The sequence below is a fragment of the Rhodobacterales bacterium HKCCA1288 genome, assembly GCA_015693905.1.
Taxonomy (GTDB): domain Bacteria; phylum Pseudomonadota; class Alphaproteobacteria; order Rhodobacterales; family Rhodobacteraceae; genus M30B80.
This window is the reverse complement of the sequence record CP065161.1, coordinates 680,273-699,766: the sequence shown is the minus strand read 5'-3', so window position 1 is coordinate 699,766 and position 19,494 is coordinate 680,273. Positions and strand designations below refer to the sequence as shown.

At 56.7% G+C, this 19,494-nt stretch carries 20 protein-coding genes; 9 read left to right on the top strand and 11 right to left on the bottom strand.

Annotated features, from left to right (window positions below; all coding sequences use genetic code 11):
• Positions 1 to 49: 49 nt before the first annotated feature.
• Both I3V23_03455 and I3V23_03450 read right to left on the bottom strand, forming a co-directional pair.
• Positions 50 to 898 carry an arginyltransferase gene (locus I3V23_03455; protein ID QPI86053.1) on the bottom strand — a complete coding sequence of 283 codons (849 nt, stop codon included), beginning with the start codon at positions 896 to 898 and terminating at the stop codon, positions 50 to 52.
• Positions 899 to 988: 90 nt separating this feature from the next.
• Positions 989 to 1,195: an RDD family protein gene (locus tag I3V23_03450; GenBank protein ID QPI86667.1), complete on the bottom strand. Its 207-nt coding sequence runs from the start codon at positions 1,193 to 1,195 to the stop codon at positions 989 to 991.
• Positions 1,196 to 1,307: 112 nt separating this feature from the next.
• Between I3V23_03450 and I3V23_03445 the strand changes: the two genes are divergently transcribed.
• Positions 1,308 to 2,369: an IS630 family transposase gene (locus I3V23_03445; GenBank protein QPI86666.1), complete on the top strand. Its 1,062-nt coding sequence runs from the start codon at positions 1,308 to 1,310 to the stop codon at positions 2,367 to 2,369.
• Here I3V23_03445 and I3V23_03440 read toward each other — a convergent pair.
• From I3V23_03440 to I3V23_03420, 5 genes are all read right to left on the bottom strand, one after another.
• A complete protein-coding gene (locus I3V23_03440) occupies positions 2,338 to 2,562 on the bottom strand; it encodes a hypothetical protein (protein QPI86052.1) in 225 nt (74 codons plus the stop codon). The two genes, I3V23_03445 and I3V23_03440, sit on opposite strands and share 32 nt — an antisense overlap.
• A gap of 90 nt (positions 2,563 to 2,652) precedes the next feature.
• The gene (locus tag I3V23_03435) at positions 2,653 to 3,054 is read right to left on the bottom strand and encodes a DUF2852 domain-containing protein (protein ID QPI86051.1); all 402 of its coding nucleotides are present in this window, start codon (positions 3,052 to 3,054) and stop codon (positions 2,653 to 2,655) included.
• Positions 3,055 to 3,165: 111 nt separating this feature from the next.
• Positions 3,166 to 4,041: a 3-hydroxyisobutyrate dehydrogenase gene (gene mmsB, locus I3V23_03430; GenBank protein ID QPI86050.1), complete on the bottom strand. Its 876-nt coding sequence runs from the start codon at positions 4,039 to 4,041 to the stop codon at positions 3,166 to 3,168.
• A gap of 21 nt (positions 4,042 to 4,062) precedes the next feature.
• Positions 4,063 to 5,112 carry an enoyl-CoA hydratase/isomerase family protein gene (locus tag I3V23_03425; protein QPI86049.1) on the bottom strand — a complete coding sequence of 350 codons (1,050 nt, stop codon included), beginning with the start codon at positions 5,110 to 5,112 and terminating at the stop codon, positions 4,063 to 4,065.
• Between the two features lie 84 nt (positions 5,113 to 5,196).
• On the bottom strand, positions 5,197 to 6,696 hold the full coding sequence (locus I3V23_03420) for a CoA-acylating methylmalonate-semialdehyde dehydrogenase (GenBank protein ID QPI86048.1): 1,500 nt from the start codon (positions 6,694 to 6,696) through the stop codon (positions 5,197 to 5,199).
• 116 nt (positions 6,697 to 6,812) lie between these two features.
• Here I3V23_03420 and I3V23_03415 point away from each other — a divergent pair, with 116 nt between their 5' ends.
• The 5 genes from I3V23_03415 (at position 6,813) to I3V23_03395 (ending at position 11,246) form a co-directional block, all read left to right on the top strand.
• The gene (locus tag I3V23_03415; GenBank protein ID QPI86047.1) at positions 6,813 to 7,700 is read left to right on the top strand and encodes a LysR family transcriptional regulator; all 888 of its coding nucleotides are present in this window, start codon (positions 6,813 to 6,815) and stop codon (positions 7,698 to 7,700) included.
• A 76-nt stretch (positions 7,701 to 7,776) separates the two neighbouring features.
• Positions 7,777 to 8,271, top strand: a complete 495-nt coding sequence (coaD, locus tag I3V23_03410; protein QPI86046.1) for a pantetheine-phosphate adenylyltransferase — start codon at positions 7,777 to 7,779, stop codon at positions 8,269 to 8,271.
• Between the two features lie 43 nt (positions 8,272 to 8,314).
• Positions 8,315 to 8,821 carry a peptidylprolyl isomerase gene (locus I3V23_03405; GenBank protein QPI86045.1) on the top strand — a complete coding sequence of 169 codons (507 nt, stop codon included), beginning with the start codon at positions 8,315 to 8,317 and terminating at the stop codon, positions 8,819 to 8,821.
• Positions 8,814 to 9,365: a peptidylprolyl isomerase gene (locus I3V23_03400; GenBank protein QPI86044.1), complete on the top strand. Its 552-nt coding sequence runs from the start codon at positions 8,814 to 8,816 to the stop codon at positions 9,363 to 9,365. Before I3V23_03405 ends, I3V23_03400 begins: the two co-directional genes overlap by 8 nt.
• A 51-nt stretch (positions 9,366 to 9,416) precedes the next feature.
• Positions 9,417 to 11,246: an ABC-F family ATP-binding cassette domain-containing protein gene (locus tag I3V23_03395; protein ID QPI86043.1), complete on the top strand. Its 1,830-nt coding sequence runs from the start codon at positions 9,417 to 9,419 to the stop codon at positions 11,244 to 11,246.
• Between the two features lie 30 nt (positions 11,247 to 11,276).
• Here the strand turns inward: I3V23_03395 and parE are convergent, their stop codons facing one another.
• On the bottom strand, positions 11,277 to 13,238 hold the full coding sequence (gene parE, locus I3V23_03390; GenBank protein QPI86042.1) for a DNA topoisomerase IV subunit B: 1,962 nt from the start codon (positions 13,236 to 13,238) through the stop codon (positions 11,277 to 11,279).
• 271 nt (positions 13,239 to 13,509) lie between these two features.
• On the opposite strand from parE, the gene hemA reads away from it, so the two are divergent.
• The 3 genes from hemA to ispG all read left to right on the top strand — a co-directional run bounded on the left by hemA (position 13,510) and on the right by ispG (position 17,379).
• Positions 13,510 to 14,733 (top strand): 5-aminolevulinate synthase, encoded by a 1,224-nt coding sequence (hemA, locus tag I3V23_03385; GenBank protein QPI86041.1) that lies wholly within the window; start codon positions 13,510 to 13,512, stop codon positions 14,731 to 14,733.
• Between the two features lie 151 nt (positions 14,734 to 14,884).
• Entirely contained in the window at positions 14,885 to 16,138 is a 1,254-nt protein-coding gene (locus tag I3V23_03380) for a DUF4115 domain-containing protein (GenBank protein ID QPI86040.1), read from the top strand.
• Between the two features lie 113 nt (positions 16,139 to 16,251).
• On the top strand, positions 16,252 to 17,379 hold the full coding sequence (gene ispG / locus I3V23_03375; GenBank protein QPI86039.1) for a flavodoxin-dependent (E)-4-hydroxy-3-methylbut-2-enyl-diphosphate synthase: 1,128 nt from the start codon (positions 16,252 to 16,254) through the stop codon (positions 17,377 to 17,379).
• Positions 17,380 to 17,383: 4 nt separating this feature from the next.
• On the opposite strand, the gene speE is transcribed toward ispG, so the two are convergent.
• The 3 genes from speE to I3V23_03360 form a co-directional block, all read right to left on the bottom strand.
• The gene (speE, locus tag I3V23_03370) at positions 17,384 to 18,247 is read right to left on the bottom strand and encodes a polyamine aminopropyltransferase (GenBank protein QPI86038.1); all 864 of its coding nucleotides are present in this window, start codon (positions 18,245 to 18,247) and stop codon (positions 17,384 to 17,386) included.
• 68 nt (positions 18,248 to 18,315) lie between these two features.
• Positions 18,316 to 18,816 carry an adenosylmethionine decarboxylase gene (gene speD, locus I3V23_03365; GenBank protein ID QPI86037.1) on the bottom strand — a complete coding sequence of 167 codons (501 nt, stop codon included), beginning with the start codon at positions 18,814 to 18,816 and terminating at the stop codon, positions 18,316 to 18,318.
• Between the two features lie 159 nt (positions 18,817 to 18,975).
• Positions 18,976 to 19,449, bottom strand: coding sequence for a YbaK/EbsC family protein (locus tag I3V23_03360; protein ID QPI86036.1), 474 nt, complete (start codon positions 19,447 to 19,449; stop codon positions 18,976 to 18,978).
• Positions 19,450 to 19,494 lie beyond the last annotated feature (45 nt).

Sequence of the window (19,494 nt, the reverse complement as noted above, 5' to 3'; positions counted from 1 at the left end):
GGGGGGCCGTTTGCGTTTGGTGCTTATACTGATGTGAAACGGGTTGGCCTCAGGGCGTGTCTTGCGAAGATTTCGCTGTCTGCGGGGCCATCAAGTCTGGCAAGGAAATCTGCGCCACCTGTTGCGCAATCGGATCAACCGACAAAGGGTGCGTCTGGTTGGAATATTCATCAGGATTTCCGATATCCTGCCACGCGCCATAAACATATATTTCCAGGGCTGAGAACCGCGCCTTATAGGCCATTTTATCCGACCCCGGCACCCAATAGCCGAGATAGACATAGGGCAGCCCTGCCTCGCGTGCGAGATCGATATGATCCAAGATCACATGCGTGCCAAGTGATCTGTGATCCAAATCAGGATCAAAGAAGGAATAGACAAGGCTGAGACCGTCATCGAGAATATCGGTCAGGCAGACCGCCGCTAATCCCGCATCCTTGCCCGCATCGCGATATTCCACCACGCGCGAGCGCACGGGTGTTTCTTCAATCATCGCGGCAAATTCGAACACATCCATGTCGGCCATGCCGCCATCGGCGTGGCGCGCATCTAGATAGCGGCGGAAAAGGGTGAATTGCTCTTCCGTGGCCCAAGGGGCGCGGGCATTGCGGGTCATCCCCAGATTGCGCTTTTTGGTGCGTTTTTGGCTTTTGCTTGGTACGAAATCCGCCACCCTGATCCGCGCAGAGAGACAGGCGGTGCAATCAGCGCAAGCGGGGCGATAGAGCACATTTTGCGAGCGGCGAAAGCCTTGCTTCGATAGGCTATCGTTCAGTTCAGTCGCATGATCGCCCTGTAATGCGGTAAAAAGCTTTCTTTCCCGCCGATTTGGAAGGTAAGGGCAGGTTTGAGGTGCAGTCACATAGAATTGCGGTGCAATCGGTAAAGTGTGGCGCATGGATCCTCAGCGGCGAAAATTTGAATATAGCCTGCCTCAATGTAGGGGCATGGGCAAGTAAATTGCAACCATACCGCGAAAACTGCGCGCTTATTGCGGGCGATTTATGGCGACTGTGCCTAAGAAAAGATCGTGCAGACCCTGTTTGCGCGGGCCCAAAATCATCATGAGGGCAGAAATCGTTTGCGGCAGAACAAAGCCAGAGGCGAGCATGAACAAAAACGTATGCATCATCGCCTCGAAACTATTGAGCCGCGCGCCCGTTGCATTGCGCAATTCAATCGCCATGATCCGCATCCCCCATGTGGCGGATTGGCTGGCAATGGTAAACCATCGATATACTGGGAGTCATTGAAGAACCGAGATTTGAAGGGTTGACGTTCGAGTGGGCAACGATTCAGATATGCGCATGATCCGTCCCGGTTTTCTCTCCTCTTCAGAACGGCGTGAACTTGAGGTTTGCGTGCGTAGCCAGCGCGAAGATCACGGCGTTGCACGGCGCGCCAATGCAATCCTGCTCCTTGATGACGGTAAGTCCTGTCAGGCTATCGCGGAGTTTCTGTATCTGGACGATGATACCATTCGGGGCTGGTACAAGACCTACCGAGAGGGCGGCTGGGACGCGCTTTCGACCGACGGCTGGAAGGGTGGTCAGTCCCGCATGACGACAGCTCAAGAGACGGAGCTTTGCACCTGGCTGGACGACCGCTTCTGTCGATCGACTGTCGAGATCAGGGCGTACATCGCGGCACAATATGGCGTGGACTATTCCCACTCGGGCTGCATCAAGCTTCTGTCGCGGCTGGGCTATGAATACCGGAAGCCGAAAGGGCTGCCACGCGTTGCATCTGAAGAGAAACAAGCCGAATTCATTGCGCTATACGAGCAGCTGCTGAACGGGTTGGGCGCCGATGAAGCCGTGTATTTCGCCGATGCGGTGCATCCCGAATATCAGACAAAGCCTGCGTTTGGCTGGGTCAAGGCAGGATCAAAGCCCACCGTGACAACCACCGCGGGACGCGGGCGGGTTAATATCCATGGCGCGCTCAACCTTGAGAATTTTGATGCGCCCTTTGTCGAACCAACCACCGTAGACGGGGTCAGTGCCGCCCAGCTTCTGGCCAAGATTGAGGAACGCAATCCTCTCTCGCGGATCATCTATGTCATCTGGGATAATGCGGCTTACCATAAGGGCCCGGACGTGCGCGAATTCCTCAAACGACCAGACTGCCGCATACGACTGATCCAGCTACCGCCTTATTGCCCGCACCTAAATCCGATAGAACGATTATGGGCGGTCATGCACCAATACGTCACTCACAATCGCTACTACCCCACACAAAAGAAGTTCGCAGATGCGATCCTGAGGTTCTTTCGAGAGACCCTGCCCAAAGAGTGGAAAACATTCCGTGATCAGGTGTCAGATAGCTTCAGGGTCGTCACTCACGAGGATTTTCGGGTTTTGGAGTAAGCGCGGTATAGACAAAAGAAAGCGCCACAAAGAATACGGGCCAGAAAAACCACGCAAGCCCCACTGTGAAAATCCCTGCAATCAGCAAGATCACAGTGATCACCAGAACATCAATCACCCAAGCGCCAAAGCGTTTGAGCGCGACATAAGAATAAAATTCGCTTTGCGCGTAAGGATCGGGCAGGTGAGACATGATGGGTGTAACCTAATGGCTTCGGGGCAGGGTGAGAAGAACCATACCCCACCCAAAAGCGCAGGGTGGGGTAAGCGTTGCATTTATGGATCACTCGGCCTGTGGGGCCGGGGCGCCTGTTTTTGCATCACGCTCTTTCATAAAGGCGTCAAATTCGGTTTTGTCCTTGGCGTCGCGCAGACGTCCAAGAAACCCTTCAAAAGCGCGCTGCTCCTCCTCAAGGCGCTTAAGCGTATCGGCCTTATAGGCGTCAAAGGCGCTGTTGCCTGTGCTGCCACCCATGTGAGCATGGCGCGATTTTTTGCAGGTTTTGAACATGTCTTTTCTCCAGATCATATAAAATAGAAGGGCCAGACCTACGGGCCAAAATAGGATGAACCCCAGAACCATCGCGGCAATCCATGCGGGTTTGCCACGTTGATCCAAAAACGCCTCGGCCCGCGAGAACCAACCTTGAACAGGGGCAGGGGGCATAAGTGTTTGGCTTTGCATATGCGTTTCTCCTTTGCTGCGCAGCCGCGCCATAATGTTAATGTTAATTACATTAACACATATGGGCAGAAAAAACCCCGCCACAAGAGGGCGGGGAAATATTTTTGTAAATTAGGTGCTTTTTCTGCCCATTGCGGCCAAGCGTGGCAGCATGGCAGAGAAATCTTTGCCGCGCCCATCTTCGTTTTCGACAAATTGCGTATAGATCGCCTCGGCCAATGCGCCAAGCGGGGTGGCGGCATCCGCGGCCGTTGCGGCATCCTGCGACAGGCGCAGATCTTTCAGCATCAATTCCGCCGCAAATCCAGGCTTGTAGCCGTTATCAGCGGGGCTTTGCGGCCCAACACCGGGGGCAGGGCAATAGGCATTGATCGACCAACTGGCACCCGATGAGGTCGAGACAACATCAAACATCGCCTGCCGCTCAAGACCCAGCTTATCGGCCAGCGCAAAAGCCTCGCATGTGCCAATCATAGTGATCCCTAGGATCATATTGTTGCAGATCTTTGCCGCCTGACCATTTCCCGCTGCACCGCAATGCACGGCCTTTTGCCCCATGATTTCGAACAGGGGCGCGGCGCGGGTGAAATCCGCCTCATTCCCGCCGACCATGAATGTCAGCGTGCCTGCCGCCGCCCCACCAACGCCCCCTGAGACGGGCGCATCGAGAAATCCGATCCCTTTCGCGGCGGCGGCCTCGGCAATTGCGCGGGCCGCGTCAACCTCAATGGTTGAGCAATCAATCACCAGCGCGCCCTGTGGCAGAACGGCCAAAACTTCATCCGCCACGGCGCGCGCAATCCTGCCATTGGGCAGCATGGTGATCACCACTTCAGCCCCTTGGGCGGCCTTCGCTGCCGATGTGGCGCAGGCGATCCCGTCAGGTGCGGCAGCCGTGTCGAACCCCGTGACCCTGTGACCTGCGTTTTGCAAATTAAGCGCCATGGGTGCACCCATATTGCCCAATCCGATGAATGCGATCTGCATGATTTGGCCCCTTATTCTCGCTTAATCCAGTTTCAGCGCCCGTGGCCCCAATGGCAAGAGCAGCGATGCCACCATCGCAGGCGGCACATCGCGCGGGCTGCTATGCATCCAATTCGGGTTGCGGTCTTTGTCGATGATCTGCGCTCGCACACCCTCTAGGAAATCGGCCTTTTCCACCGCGCGCGAGGTAAAGCGGTATTCCTGCTCTAGCGCATTTTCGATTGTGTCGCGCAGGCGCGCACGATGCACCAGTTCCACCGTGCAGGCCATCGACAGGGGTGATTTCTTGCCCATCTCGGCTAAGGTGGATTTTGCAAAATCGCTGTCAGAGAATTCCAACGCATTGAGAATATCGCGTAGGGTTTCGCCACCAAAATGGTGGTCAATCTCGGCTTGCAGGGCGGCAAGCGGGGCCACAGGGGAGCTGTGGCCTGCGGCGGCCTGATCTACCAAATCATAATTCGCGCTTTCGCAAAGCTGGGTAATCAATGTGGGCCAATCCGCCTCAGGAATATAATAATCCGCAAAGCCTGCGTAAATCGCATCGGCCCCTGTCATCCGCGCGCCCGTGACGCCCAGATATTCGCCCAAGCGACCTTGGGCGCGGCTCAAGATCAAAGTGCCGCCGACATCTGGCACAAGGCCGATTCCAACCTCGGGCATGGCAAGAATGCTGCTGTCGCCCACGATACGATGCGAGGCGTGACAGCCCAACCCAACGCCGCCGCCCATCGTATAGCCTTGCATGAAGCTGATCACAGGGCGGGGGAAGTGGAATAGCTTTGCGTTCATGCGATATTCATCGGCCCAGTAGCGTGCGCCAATCTCCATATCGCCCGCGCGACCCGCCTCGTAAATTTCGGCAATATCCCCGCCTGCACAAAAGGCCCGCTCGCCCGTTGCATCTAGGATCACAATCTCGACTGTCTCATCCGTGGCCCATGCGTCAATCGTTGCGGCAATTTCCGCGCACATGGATTGCGATAGCGCATTCAGGGCCTGTGGCCGCGTCAGCGTGATACGACCTGCGCGCCCGTCTTTTCGGATGTTGAGAAACTCTGTCTCGCTCATGGCCCCCTCCCTAGTGTCACAGCGAACCCCCGCGCAAGGTCTGCGCGGGGGCTTGTCTTAAGTTTGGTGATTTTCGCGGCAGGATCAATCCATTGCCTTGAAGTTAAACGCAGCCCCTTCCTTGATCCCGCTTGGCCAACGCGAGGTCACGGTTTTGGTGCGGGTGTAGAAACGGAAGGAATCTGGCCCGTGCTGGTTCAAATCGCCAAAGCCTGACCGCTTCCAACCGCCAAAGGTGTGATAGGCCAAGGGAACAGGGATTGGCACGTTGATGCCAACCATCCCGATATTCACGCGGGACGCAAAATCGCGCGCTGCATCGCCGTCACGGGTAAAGATCGCGGTGCCATTGCCATATTCGTGATCCATCGCAAGACCCAAGGCCTCTTCGTAAGAAGCGGCGCGCACAGTCGACAGAACGGGGCCGAAAATCTCGGTCTTATAGATATCCATGTCAGGGGTGACGCGGTCAAAGAGATGCGCGCCCACAAAGAACCCGTTTTCATAGCCTTGCAGATTGAAATCGCGGCCATCGACAACCAATTCCGCGCCCTGATCCACGCCTGTTTGCACAAGGCGCAGGATGTTTTCCTTGGCGGCTTTGGTAACAACTGGCCCGAAATCGACATCATTGCCTGCGGTATAAGGGCCGACCTTCAAGGCCTCGATCCGAGGGACAAGTTTTTCGATCAACCGATCTGCGGTTTCGTCACCCACTGGCACGGCCACGGAAATCGCCATGCAGCGTTCGCCTGCCGCCCCATAGCCCGCGCCGACCAAGGCGTCAGCGGCCTGATCCATATCGGCATCGGGCATGATGATCATATGGTTTTTCGCCCCGCCAAAGCATTGGCAGCGTTTGCCTGTTTCGGCCGCGCGGCTATAGATATACTGCGCAATTGGGGTCGACCCAACAAAGCCAACGGCCTGAATGATCTCGCTGTCCAAGATGGCATCCACAGCACCCTTATCGCCATTGATCACTTGGAACACGCCATCAGGCAAACCCGCCTCTTTCAAAAGCGCACCCAACATCATCGGGCAGGACGGATCACGTTCCGAAGGCTTGAGGATCATCGCGTTGCCCGATGCCAAGGCAGGGCCCAATTTCCACAAAGGGATCATCGCTGGAAAATTGAACGGCGTAATCCCTGCAACAACGCCCAAAGGTTGGCGCATGGAATACATGTCAATGCCAGGGCCTGCGGCATCTGTGAATTCACCCTTCAGCAGATGCGGTGCGCCGATGCAAAATTCGATCACCTCCAGCCCGCGCTGAACATCGCCTTTCGCATCTGGGAAGGTCTTGCCATGTTCGCGGCTGATGGCCTCGGCCAGTTTGTCCATATCGCGGTTAAGAAGGCGCACCAATTCCATCATCACGCGCGCGCGGCGTTGTGGGTTTGTGGCGCCCCATGCAATTTGCGCCTCTGCGGCGGAGGCGATCGCGCGATCCATTTCTTCCTGCGAGGCCAATGCCACCTGCGCCTGCACTTCCCCTGTTGCGGGGTTAAAGACATCCGCTGTGCGGCCCGATGTGCCCGCGACATGCGCGCCGTTAATCCAGTGACCGATCTGTTCCATGATCCCACCCTTTTGTTGAAAATCTACACTTGGTGGCCCTTCTATACTTGCAATCCTGTCGGGAAAAGAGGCAGAAATCCAAATTAGTCTTGCATTTTTGCAAAATGGATGGGGCGATGAATTGGGATGATATCCGTGTCTTTCTGGCCGTTGCGCGCGCCGAAAGCCTGACAGGGGCAGGGAAAACCCTGCGGCTTGATGCGGCCACAATCGGGCGGCGTATCGCACGTCTTGAGGCGCAGCTGGGGGCCGAGCTGTTTGTGAAATCCCCGCAAGGGTATGTCCTAAGCAGTGTCGGGGAGGAGCTTTTGCCCGCAGCCGAGGCTGCCGAGGCGGCCCTTGCCGTTCCGCTTGCAGGCGGGCAGGGGCAGGCGGGGTTGTCTGGCACGGTGCGGATCGGCGCGCCTGATGGCTGCGCCAATTATTTGCTGCCACAGGTCTGCGCGGCCATTCGCGCCGATAACCCTGATCTCGACATCCAAATTCTGGCCCTGCCGCGGGTTGTGAACCTGTCCAAGCGCGAAGCGGATTTGGCGATTACTGTCAGCCCACCCGATGCGGGGCGGCTTTTGGTGCAAAAGATCACCGACTATCATTTGCATTTGGCAATGCGCGCCGATCTGACGCCGCCAGATGATCTGGCCAAGGCGCGGGATCATGCGGTGGTGGGCTATATTCCCGATATGATTTTCGACAAAGAATTGGACTATCTTGGGTTGTTGGGGCGCGGACGGGTGCAGATGGCGTCAAATTCTGTCGCGGTGCAGTTGCAAATGCTGCGGCAAGGCGGGATTGGATTTGTGCATGATTTTGCACTGCCATTCGCACCCGAATTGCGGATTGTGCTGAAGGATGACATCAGCCTGAAACGGGCCTTTTATCTTGTGCGCCACGAGCAAGATCGGCGCTCTGACAGGTTGGGGCGTTTGGTTGAGGCTTTGTCAGCGGGGCTGCGCGCCGAGGTGGCGCGGCTTGAAGCGGAGGCTGCCGCGCGCTGCTTTTAGCTTGCGTTTCGCGGCGCAATAATGTTGCGTGACCCCGTAATTGCGGCAGCATATGCCAAGTTTGGGAGATTTGCAGATGCGCACAGGCCTATATCCGGGCACGTTTGATCCAATCACATTGGGCCATGTCGATATTATCCGCCGTGCGGCCACATTGGTTGATCGATTGGTGATTGGTGTTGCGATCAACCGCGATAAAGGCCCGCTGTTCACCCTTGAGGAACGGGTGGCTATGGTCGAGGCTGAAAGCGCGAAACTGTCACGCGCTACGGGCATTGAGATTGTCGCGCATCCCTTCGACAATCTTTTGATTGATTGCGCGCGCGAGGTTGGGGCGGGGCTTATCATCCGTGGCCTGCGTGCGGTCGCTGATTTCGAATATGAATTCCAGATGGTCGGCATGAACCGCAAACTGGATGATGAGATCAACACTGTCTTTTTGATGGCAGAGGCCGAGCATCAGGCGATTGCCTCAAAACTGGTAAAAGAAATCGCGCGGCTTGGGGGCGATGTCAGCCATTTCGTGCCGCCCGCTGTGCATCAAGCGCTAGACGCGAAATTCTCATCCTGATAGGTCAAGGCCAAAGTCAGATATCCGCAAAAGGAATAAAGGCATGGCCGAGATCAAAGACCCCGAAAACACCATCCTGATGGAGCTGAAAGACGGCACTGTCACCATCGAATTGCTGCCCGACATTGCGCCTGCGCATTGCGCGCGCATGAAAGAATTGGCGCGTGAAGGCGCCTATGATGGTGTGATCTTTCACCGCGTGATTGACGGGTTCATGGCGCAAACGGGCGATGTTGAACATGGCAATGCCGACAAGGGCGCGAATATCCGCATGGCGGGCACGGGCGGTTCGGACAAGCCTGATGTGCCTGCTGAATTCTCTGGCATTCCGCATGATCGCGGCACATTGGGGGCAGCGCGCTCTTCCAACCCCAATTCGGCAAACAGCCAGTTCTTTATCAATTTTAACGACAACCATTTCCTCAATCGCCAATACACCGTTTATGGCCGCGTGATTGCAGGGATGGAGCATATTGACGCGATCACTCGCGGCGAGCCGCCTGCAAACCCTGATAAAATGATCAGCGTGAAGGTGGCCGCAGATGCGTAAGCTTGGCGCAGCGATGGCCTTGCTTCTGGCAAGCCCTGCCTTTGGGGCGGGGCTAGAGATTGATATCGCGGGCGAGGCGAATGGCACCATCGTCATCGACTTGTTCGAGGATGTCGCCCCAGGACATACGGCGCGGATGCTGCAACTGGCCGAAGATGGCGCTTATGATGGCGTGGTGTTTCACCGCGTGATTGATGGGTTCATGGCACAAACGGGCGATGTGGAATATGGCCGCATCGGGCAAGATATGCGCTTTGCAGGGCGGGGCGGATCTCAATATCCAGACCTGCCTGCCGAGTTTTCTGATCTCAGCTTTGAGCGGGGCGTAGTCGGCATGGCCCGCGCCGCGAACCCAGACAGCGCCAATTCGCAATTCTTCATCATGTTTGCCCCTGTGCCGCAATTGAATGGGGATTACACCGTTGTGGGCGAGGTCACATCGGGGATGGAGATTGTCGATCAGATCAAGCGTGGGCTTGGGCCAAATGGCGCTGTGATTGGCGAACCTGATCAGATGGCGGCTGTTCGGGCCATTCGTGATTGACCAAAGACAAGCCCGCCGTGTTCAGGCGGGCTTGCGTGAAAGATAGCCCCCATGGCCCGCCCCTCGCTTTTGCAGCTTTCGGATATTTCACTGACCTTTGGCGGTGATCCCATTTTTGATGGGTTGGATTTGGTTGTGCATCAGGGGGATCGCGTGGCGCTCGTTGGGCGCAACGGGTCGGGCAAATCGACCTTGATGAAGGTCATGGCAGGGTTGACCGAACCTGACACAGGCAGCATCACAAGCCCGCAAGGCACCTCGGTCGGCTATATGGAACAAGAGCCCGATTTTACGGGCTTTGCCACATTGGGTGATTTTGCCACGGCCACGCTTGGCCCAAGCGAAGCGTGGCGGGTCGAGGCCTTGGCCGATGGTCTTAAGCTGCGCCTTGACGCTGATCCTGCCAAGGCGTCTGGCGGGGAGCGCCGCCGCGCAGCCCTTGCACGGCTTTTGGCCGAAGAGCCTGATATCATGCTCTTGGACGAACCCACCAACCATCTTGATATCGAGGCCATCGGATGGCTCGAGGCGCGGCTTGCAGAAACCCGCACAGCCTTTGTCGTGATCTCGCATGATCGTGCGTTTTTGAACGCCCTGACCCGCGCCACCTTATGGGTGGATCGCGGGCAGGTGCGCCGCAATGAGCAAGGCTTTGCCAGCTTCGAGGCGTGGCGCGATAAGGTTTGGGACGAAGAAGACACAGCGCGCCACAAATTGGATCGCAAAATCAAATCCGAGGCCCGTTGGGCCGTTGAAGGGATCAGTGCGCGGCGCAAACGCAATCAGGGCCGTGTGCGCGCTTTGGCCGATTTGCGCGCAGAACGCGCTGCAATGATCCGCCGCCAATCCACCGCCGCCATGGTGTTGGAGGAGGGGCCGCAATCTGGCCGCAAGGTGATCGAGGCCAAGGGAATTTCAAAATCCTTTGGAGACACGCAAATTCTGAAACCCTTTGATCTGCGCATTTTGCGCGGGGATCGGGTGGGGTTTGTCGGCCCAAATGGCGCAGGCAAAACCACGCTTTTGAATATGCTGACAGGCCAACTTGCCCCTGACACAGGGCATGTCACCTTGGGCAAAGGCCTTGAGATGGCGGTGTTTGACCAAAACCGCGCAGGATTGAACCCTGAGGCCAGTCTGTGGGACAGCCTGACCTTGGATCGTGAGATTGCCGTGAATGGATCCTCTGATCAGGTCATGGTGCGCGGCAGCCCCCGCCATGTGATGGGCTATCTCAAAGATTTCTTGTTTGACGAGGCGCAAGCGCGCGCGCCTGTGCGCTCCCTCTCGGGGGGCGAGCGGGCGCGGTTGATGTTGGCCAAAATCATGGCACGCGAAAGCAATCTTTTGATCTTGGACGAGCCGACCAATGATCTCGATGTCGAGACATTGGATTTGCTGCAAGATCTGCTTGGTGACTATGCGGGCACGGTTCTTTTGGTCAGCCATGACCGCGATTTTCTGGATCGGGTTGCCACCAGCACGGTTGTCCTTGAGGGGCAGGGCCGTGCGCAGGCCTATGCGGGCGGATGGAGCGATGCCTTGGCCCAAGGGGCGCGGATCGGGGCCGCGCCGGAGGATCGCGAAGCACCGCCTGCCGCAAAATCAGGCCCTGACCGGGTGGTGTCAAATGCAGGTGCAAAACCCGCTGCAGGTCTCAGTTTCACGGAAACTCATCGTCTTAAGGAATTGCCATCGGTGATTGCGCGGCTTGAGGCGGAAATGGGTAAGCTGTCTGAATTGCTGTCTGACCCTGATCTCTACACGCGTGAGCCTGTCAAATTCGCCAAAGCGACCGAGGCCTTGGCCGAACGTCAGGCCAAACTTGCGGCTGCCGAAGAAGAATGGCTGCTGCTTGAGGAGAAGGCGCAAGGGGCGTGAGCGCCCAAACTGTGCCAATATTCGACAGGGTTAAACGTCCAATTCCTCAACAAAGTGCGCATTATCTTGGATATATTGGAACCGCAATTCGGGCTTTTTGCCCATCAAACGTTCCACCAGATCCCCGGTTTCGCCGGGCGTGTCCTCATCCACTGTGACACGGATCAACTTGCGCGAGGCGGGATCCATCGTGGTTTCTTTCAGGTCTTTGGCGTCCATCTCGCCCAGACCCTTAAATCGGCTCACATCAATCTTACCGCGCCCGCCTAAGCCACGCGTCATCCAACTCTCTTTCTCGGCCTCATCAAGGGCATAGACCCGATGCGCGCCTTGGGTCAGGCGGAACAAGGGGGGGCAGGCGAGATAGAGATGACCCTGATCAATCATCGGACGCATCTGGGTGAAGAAAAATGTCATCAAGAGCGAGGCGATATGCGCCCCATCGACATCTGCATCGGTCATGATGATGATTTTGTCATAACGCAAATCTTCAATATTGAATTTCGTGCCCATCGACACGCCAAGCGCCTGACACAGATCGTTGATCTCTTGGTTTTGGCCCATTTTGGAGGAGGCCGCACCAAGCACGTTCAAAATTTTACCACGCAAAGGCAGCAGGGCTTGGGTCTTGCGGTCACGGGCCATTTTGGCAGACCCGCCCGCACTGTCGCCTTCCACGATGAACAATTCTGTGCCTTCGCGGTTCGTGGCCGAACAATCCACCAATTTGCCCGGCAGGCGCAGGCGCTTGGTGGCAGATTTGCGCTGCGTTTCTTTTTCTTGTCTGCGGCGCAGGCGTTCTTCGGCGCGCAGGATCAGAAAATCGAGGATCGCCCCCGCCGATTTGGTATCGGCGGCCAACCAATTGTCAAAGCGGTCGCGCACCGCCCCTTCGACCATGCGCGCCGCTTCGGTGGTGGCGAGGCGGTCTTTGGTTTGCCCGACAAATTCGGGCTCTGCGATAAAGCATGACACCAACGCACATCCGCCCGCAGTCAGATCTTCGCGGGTGATGTTCGCGGCCTTGCGATTGCCCGCCAATTCGCCATAGGCGCGAATGCCCTTCAGGATTGCCGCCCAAAATCCAGCCTCATGGGTGCCGCCCTCAGGCGTGGGAACGGTATTACAATAAGATTGGATGAACCCATCGCGCGCAGGTGTCCAATTGATTGCCCATTCGACCGAACCCGCCGCACCGAAGCGTTCTTGAAACTCTACCTTGCCCGCAAAGGGGGCTTGCGCATAGGTCGCGGCATTTCCCAAAACCTCGCCCAGATAATCGGCCAAGCCGCCCGGGAAATGGAACGTGGCCTCCTGTGGGGTTTCGCCATCGTCAATTGCAGATTTCCAACGAATTTCCACGCCTGAAAATAAATAGGCCTTAGAGCGCACCATTTTGAACAGGCGGGCAGGCTTAAAGCGATGGCTGCCAAAGATTTGTTCATCGGCATGAAAGCTGACTTGCGTGCCGCGCCGATTGGGGGCCGCGCCAAGGTTCTGCAATCCCCCTTGGGGCAGGCCGCGCGAGAATTCTTGCGCGTAAAGCGTGCGATTGCGGGCCACCTCGACCCGCAAATGATCGGAAAGCGCATTCACGACCGATGCCCCAACCCCGTGCAAACCGCCCGAGGTTTGATAGGCCTTGCCCGAAAACTTACCGCCCGCGTGGAGGGTGCATAAAATCACCTCAAGCGCGGATTTGTCGGGGAATTTGGGATGCGGATCAATCGGCATCCCGCGGCCATTGTCGCGGATTGTGACGGTGTAATCTGCGGCCAGTTCAATCTCAATCCGATTGGCATGACCCGCGACAGCCTCGTCCATCGAGTTGTCAAGGATTTCTGCAACCAAATGGTGCAAGGCGCGTTCATCGGTGCCGCCAATATACATGCCCGGGCGCTTACGGACGGGCTCCAACCCTTCCAACACCTCAATAGATGAGGCGTCATAGGCCTGTTCCGAGGCCGCTTGGCCCAAAAGATCATCCGCCATGCTCTGCTCAATCACATTTTTGCTTTACGATTTTGCCTATATTGGCAGCTTTATCTCGCGGCGAAAAGCCAAAAACGGCCTTGCAAACCACTACATCTTGGGCGCTTGCGCGTGTTTGCATGTCAACCAAATTTAAATTTGCGCCAGATCAAATACAGGCGCGCGTCAATTTGTTACTTGGATTTTCAACAGCGAAGGGACTATCTGACACGCAACGCTGGCCGTTATCCCTGAAACCACGGCCTGCGCGCGGAAATGTAAGGAGACGAGTGTGGATTATAACAACGCCCTTAATCATGCCTTGGATAGCCTTCACAACGAGGGTCGCTATCGCACGTTCATTGATATTGAACGCCGCAAAGGGCAATTTCCGCACGCAACTTGGACGCGGCCCGATGGCAGCCAGCAGGATATCACGGTCTGGTGTGGCAACGATTATTTGGGCATGGGGCAGCACCCTGTCGTTTTGAACGCTATGCACGAGGCGCTTGACGCCACAGGCGCAGGGTCTGGCGGCACGCGCAACATCTCAGGCACCACTGTCTATCACAAACGCCTTGAGGCGGAATTGGCCGATTTGCACGACAAAGAGGCGGCGCTTGTATTCACATCTGCCTATATTGCCAATGATGCCACCCTCTCGACCCTGCCGCGGCTGTTTCCGGGTCTGATCATCTATTCGGATGAGTTGAACCACGCCTCTATGATTGAGGGCATTCGCCGCAATGGCGGGGCAAAGCGCGTGTTCAAACACAATGATCTTGCTGATTTGCGCGCCAAACTGGCGGCAGATGATCCTGCTGCGCCAAAATTGATTGCCTTTGAATCGGTCTATTCGATGGATGGCGATTTTGGCCCGATTGCGGGGATCGTAGAATTGGCCGAGGAATTCGGCGCTTTGACCTATTTGGACGAGGTTCACGCGGTGGGGATGTATGGCCCACGCGGGGGCGGGGTGGCCCAAAAACTGGGCTTGTCGGATCGTATCGACATTATCAACGGCACGCTTGGCAAAGCCTATGGTGTGATGGGCGGATATATCGCGGCATCGGCCAAAATGTGTGATGCTGTGCGCTCCTATGCGCCGGGTTTCATTTTTACAACATCCCTGCCACCTGTGGTTGCAGCGGGCGCTGCCGCTTCGGTTGCGCATCTTAAGACGGATCAGGCCCTGCGGGATCTGCATCAAGAGCGCGCAGCAGTTCTGAAACTGCGCCTAAAGGGAATGGGCCTGCCCATCATTGATCACGGCAGCCATATTGTGCCTGTGATCGTAGGTGACCCTGTTCATACTAAGAAAATCTCGGATATGCTTTTGCGGGATCACGGGATTTATGTGCAGCCCATCAATTTCCCAACTGTTCCCCGCGGGACAGAGCGGTTGCGCTTTACCCCAAGCCCTGTGCATGACCCCAAAATGATGGATGCTTTGGTGCATGCCATGGATCGCCTCTGGAGCCATTGTGCGCTGAATCGTGCCGAGTTGGCGGGTTAATACACAATAAGTTTATCACCTAGCCTAGCTTATGCTATTCTGTCATTGGGGGATGACGGGGCCGATACGAATCGGCCTTGTGATATATGGGCAACGGAAAAGCAGTTTTGGCCAGAAACTGCATCCAAGGGCAGGTTGAGCGGGGCGCCAAATGGGGCATGATGAGACGGGGATGATGGGGGCATCAACAGAAGAATTGCACAGCGAATTGCTGATGGATGTGCCTTTGGGCGATCTGATGCGCGGTGAACGCGCAACCATGGGTAAATCGCTACAGGATGTTGAGGCGGATTTGCGGATCCGTGCCTCATATATCGCCGCTATCGAAAACGCAGATTTAACGGTCTTTACCTCGCGCGGGTTTATCGCGGGTTATGTGCGGTCATATGCGCGGTATCTGGGTCTTGACCCTGAATGGGTGTTTTCGCGGTTTTGCGAGGAAACAGGGTTTTCAGGTGTCAGCGGGTTCTCTCCCGAGGTGGATCGTACCGCGCGCAGACCGCAGAAAATTGAAATGCCCAAAGGCCAGATGGGCGGCCTGCAAGAAGACCGCCGCTTTTCAAAACGCCATGTTTTATACGACACGGATGACGGGTTTCTCCCTCGACTTGAGGCGGGCGCGCTTGGCTCGCTTTTTGTCTTGTCGGTGGTTTTGCTTGGCGTGGGCTATGGCGCGTGGGTCTTGCTCAATGATTTTCAGCGCGTTCAATTCGCCCCTGTCGCTGATACGCCCGTTGCATTAACAGCGCTTGACCCGCTGCCCTTGCCGCAAAACACAACCAGCGATTTGGCCGATGCAAGCCCCGCTCTGCCCGCCCAAGAAGAGACGCGCGACAGTGCCGCGATGGAGCGTCTGTATCGCCCCACCTTGCTTGAGGCCCCCGTCTTGGTGCCGCGTGACCGCGCCATCAGCACCTTGAACCCCTCAACCACAGGGGCCTTTGCCCGCGATAACAGCCCCGTCTTGCGCCCCGATGATATCTCGCGCGCGATTGCCGCCGCAGGAGGGGGGGAGGCCACACCGACCGCCTCAACCAGCAATCCGCCCGTGACCCAAGAGCCGCGCGATGAGGTTGTCCTGTTTGCTGTGCGCCCCTCATGGATCAGGATCACCACGACCGATGGCACCGTTCTTTTTGAGGGCACGCTGAATGCGGGCGATAGTTATACCGTCCCCGTCATGGATGAGGTGCCCGTGCTGCGCGCAGGCAATTCAAGTGCGCTTTATTTTGCGCTGAACTCTGTCACCTTTGGCCCTGCAGGTGAAGGCAGCAGTGTGATCAAGGATGTGCCGATTTCTGCCGATGAGATTCAAACCCGCTATTCCATTGCAAGCGCGGCCTCTGATCCGCAATTGCCCGAAGTGGCGCAATTGGTTCTCGAGCGCCTCGCGCAAGGCGAATAAATCGGGGGCCTGTTCGCGCTCTGCGTGTCCAAGCATTGTGCAATCGGTGGCAAGGGCTTATCTTGCGCGGTGAAACGTCTTTGCGATGCGACAAGATAAAGGTCACACTCCCCATGTCTCATAATCCGATCCGCCCTTGGCGCAATATCGACCGCCGCAAAAGCCGTCAGATTCATGTAGGCTCTGTGCCAGTTGGGGGGGATGCACCGATTTCCGTGCAAACCATGACCAACACCCCCACCACCGATATAAAGGCGACCATCGCACAGGTTCAGGCCTGTGCCGAGGCAGGCGCCGATATCGTGCGCGTCTCTGTGCCAGATGAGGCCAGCTCGAAGGCGCTGAAAGAGATTGTGCGCGAAAGCCCCGTGCCAATCGTTGCAGATATCCATTTCCATTATAAACGCGGCATTGAGGCGGCAGAGGCAGGCGCGGCCTGTTTGCGGATCAATCCTGGTAATATTGGCGATGCAACCCGCGTGCGTGAGGTGATCAAGGCCGCCCGTGATCATAATTGTTCGATCCGTATCGGGGTGAATGCAGGCTCCTTGGAAAAGCATTTGCTTGAGAAATATGGCGAACCTTGCCCTGAGGCGATGATTGAATCAGGGCTCGATCACATTCGGATCTTGCAGGATAACGATTTTCACGAGTTCAAAATCTCGGTCAAAGCGTCCGATGTGTTTTTGGCGGCTGCGGCCTATCAAGGTCTGGCTGAGGCCACCGATGCCCCCATCCATTTGGGCATCACTGAAGCAGGCGGTTTGACCTCAGGCACGATCAAATCTGCAATTGGTTTGGGCAGCCTGCTGTGGATGGGGATTGGCGACACGATCCGTGTCAGCCTTTCGGCCGATCCTGTGCAAGAGGTGAAAGTTGGCTATGAGATCCTCAAATCCTTGGGCCTACGCCATCGCGGGGTGAATATTATTTCCTGTCCATCTTGCGCGCGTCAGGGCTTTGATGTGATCAAAACAGTCGAGGCTTTGGAAAAGCGTCTTGAGCATATCAAAACCCCAATGAGCCTTTCGATTATCGGCTGTGTGGTCAACGGGCCGGGCGAGGCGCTGATGACCGATGTGGGCTTTACAGGCGGCGGTGCTGGGTCAGGTATGGTCTATCTTGCAGGCAAACAAAGCCACAAGCTGAACAATGACCAAATGATCGACCATATCGTAGAGCAGGTCGAAAAAAAGGCCGCCCAACTTGAGGCGGCCCAGAAAACCGAAGCGGCGGAATAACCCCTTAGGGGATCAGACGCGCCACATAGGGGGGCAGGGCGAACGCGCCGCGATGCACCTCGGGGGTATAATACTCTGTGCTGATCCCTGCCGCTTTGAACCGCGCCTCAAGGGTGGCAAGATCAACATGCCGCGCGTTACTATCACTGCCCCAGCCAAAGGCCATAGGCCCGCCTGCATAGCTCGGAATGCTCGCCAGATAGCAGCTGTAATCAGAAAATAGCGTCTTGAAGGCCCGCATTGTGCCTGTCAGCTCATCTCCTTGCAGGAACGGAACCCCGTTTTGCGTGACCAAAATCCCGCCTTCGGCCAAACGCGCCTTGGCGTGGCCGTAGAAATGATCGGTAAAGAGAACCTCACCGGGGCCAACGGGATCGGTGCTGTCGATGATGATGACATCATAGACATCCGCGTTTTGTTTCATGAACACGGCACCATCATTGATCACCAGATCAAGGCGCGGGTCGTCAAAGGCCCCATCTGAAATGGCGGCCAGATATTTCTTGGAAAAATCCACCACGCCCGCGTCAATCTCGACCATGGTCACCTGTTCGATGCTGTCATGTTTCAGCACCTCGCGCGCCATACCACCATCGCCGCCGCCCACAATCAGCACGCGCTTGGCGGCCCCATGGGCCAAGATCGGCACATGGGTCAGAATTTCATGGTAGATGAAATTATCCGCTTCGGTCACCTGCACCACGCCATCAAGCGTTAAGATGCGCCCGAAAGTGGGGTTTTCAAACACGCGTAGGCGTTGGTGATCGGTTTCGCTGTCATAATGCATCTGCGCCACGCGCAAGGCTTGCCCGTGATCTTGGTGCAGACGCTCAACGCTCCAATCGCGCATGGTTTCAGGATCGCTCATCGGCGGCCTCCTTTCGGGCAGTTTGGGGCAGGGGGAGGGGCGGGGTTTCACCGCCCCTGCAAGCGCAATTATGCTGCGGCAATCGCCTCGGTCACCAGACCTTCGCCGCGCAGCAATTCTTTGACGCGCACATCTTGCGTGCCAAAGGCCGCTTTAAGCACATCCACCGCGCGCCATGGTTCGGCATCGCCGCACATAAAGACGTCAAATGCGCCATAGCCAATCTCGGGCCATGTATGCACCGAGATATGGCTTTCCGCCAAAACCGCCACACCCGACACGCCTTGGGGGCTGAATTTGTGGGTATGAATGTGCAGAAGCGTTGCCCCACATTCGCGCACGCAGTCGCGAAATGCAGTTTGAATCCGCGCCTCGTCATCAAGGCCATGGCCATTGACGACTTCGAGGATCAGATGCGTGCCCGCGAAAACGCGGCCATCGCGGCGAATGAAGTGATCATCGCGTGTCTCATCGAACACGCTTCGGTCAGCCGAAAGGCTGTGAGTGTCTTCCGCATGGGCGCCTGTCTCCAGACCAGTCCCCAGTTGGAAGAGGTCGGCGCTAGACATAGCACGCCCCCTTCTTACCAGCAGATTGATGTGGTGGGCCCTTAGCGCCCCCCCGCTGATGGCAGCGAGGTTGGGATCGGCACCCGGTTCGTAAGGGGGGCACCTAGTGCGTCATGTTTCCCATTTCAAGGAAAATCTTGGCATCTGTTCCGATTCTTTTTATTCGGCCACGAAATCGGCCTGTTTTGCCCCGGTCAGTCGCAAAAGCTGTTCGGGGGAGATGCCGAAAATATGGCGCGGTGTGCCTGCCGCCGCGTATACCAAATCAAAGGCCAAAAGCCGCGGGTCAAACCATATGCGCAAGGGGCGCAGATGCCCGACAGGGGCCACGCCCCCGATTGCAAAGCCCGTGACACGGCGAATCGTGTCGGCATCCGCCCGCGCCAAGGCGCACCCAGTCAGGGCTTCGGCGCGCGAGGGATCGACCTGATTGCCGCCTGCGGTGATGAACAAAACCAACTCACCGCTCGCGACCTCGCGGAATATGATTGATTTCGCAATTTGATCGATTTGGCATTGCGCCGCACGCGCCGCATCTTCGGCGGTGCGGGTGCCTTCGGCCATCTCAAGGATCACAGCCTCTAGCCCCGCCCTCTCTAGGGCATGGGCCACGCGGGCAAGGCTTTTGCTCATGCGCATTCCCTTCTATCATCTGTCACAACCTTTGAGCGCAAACGC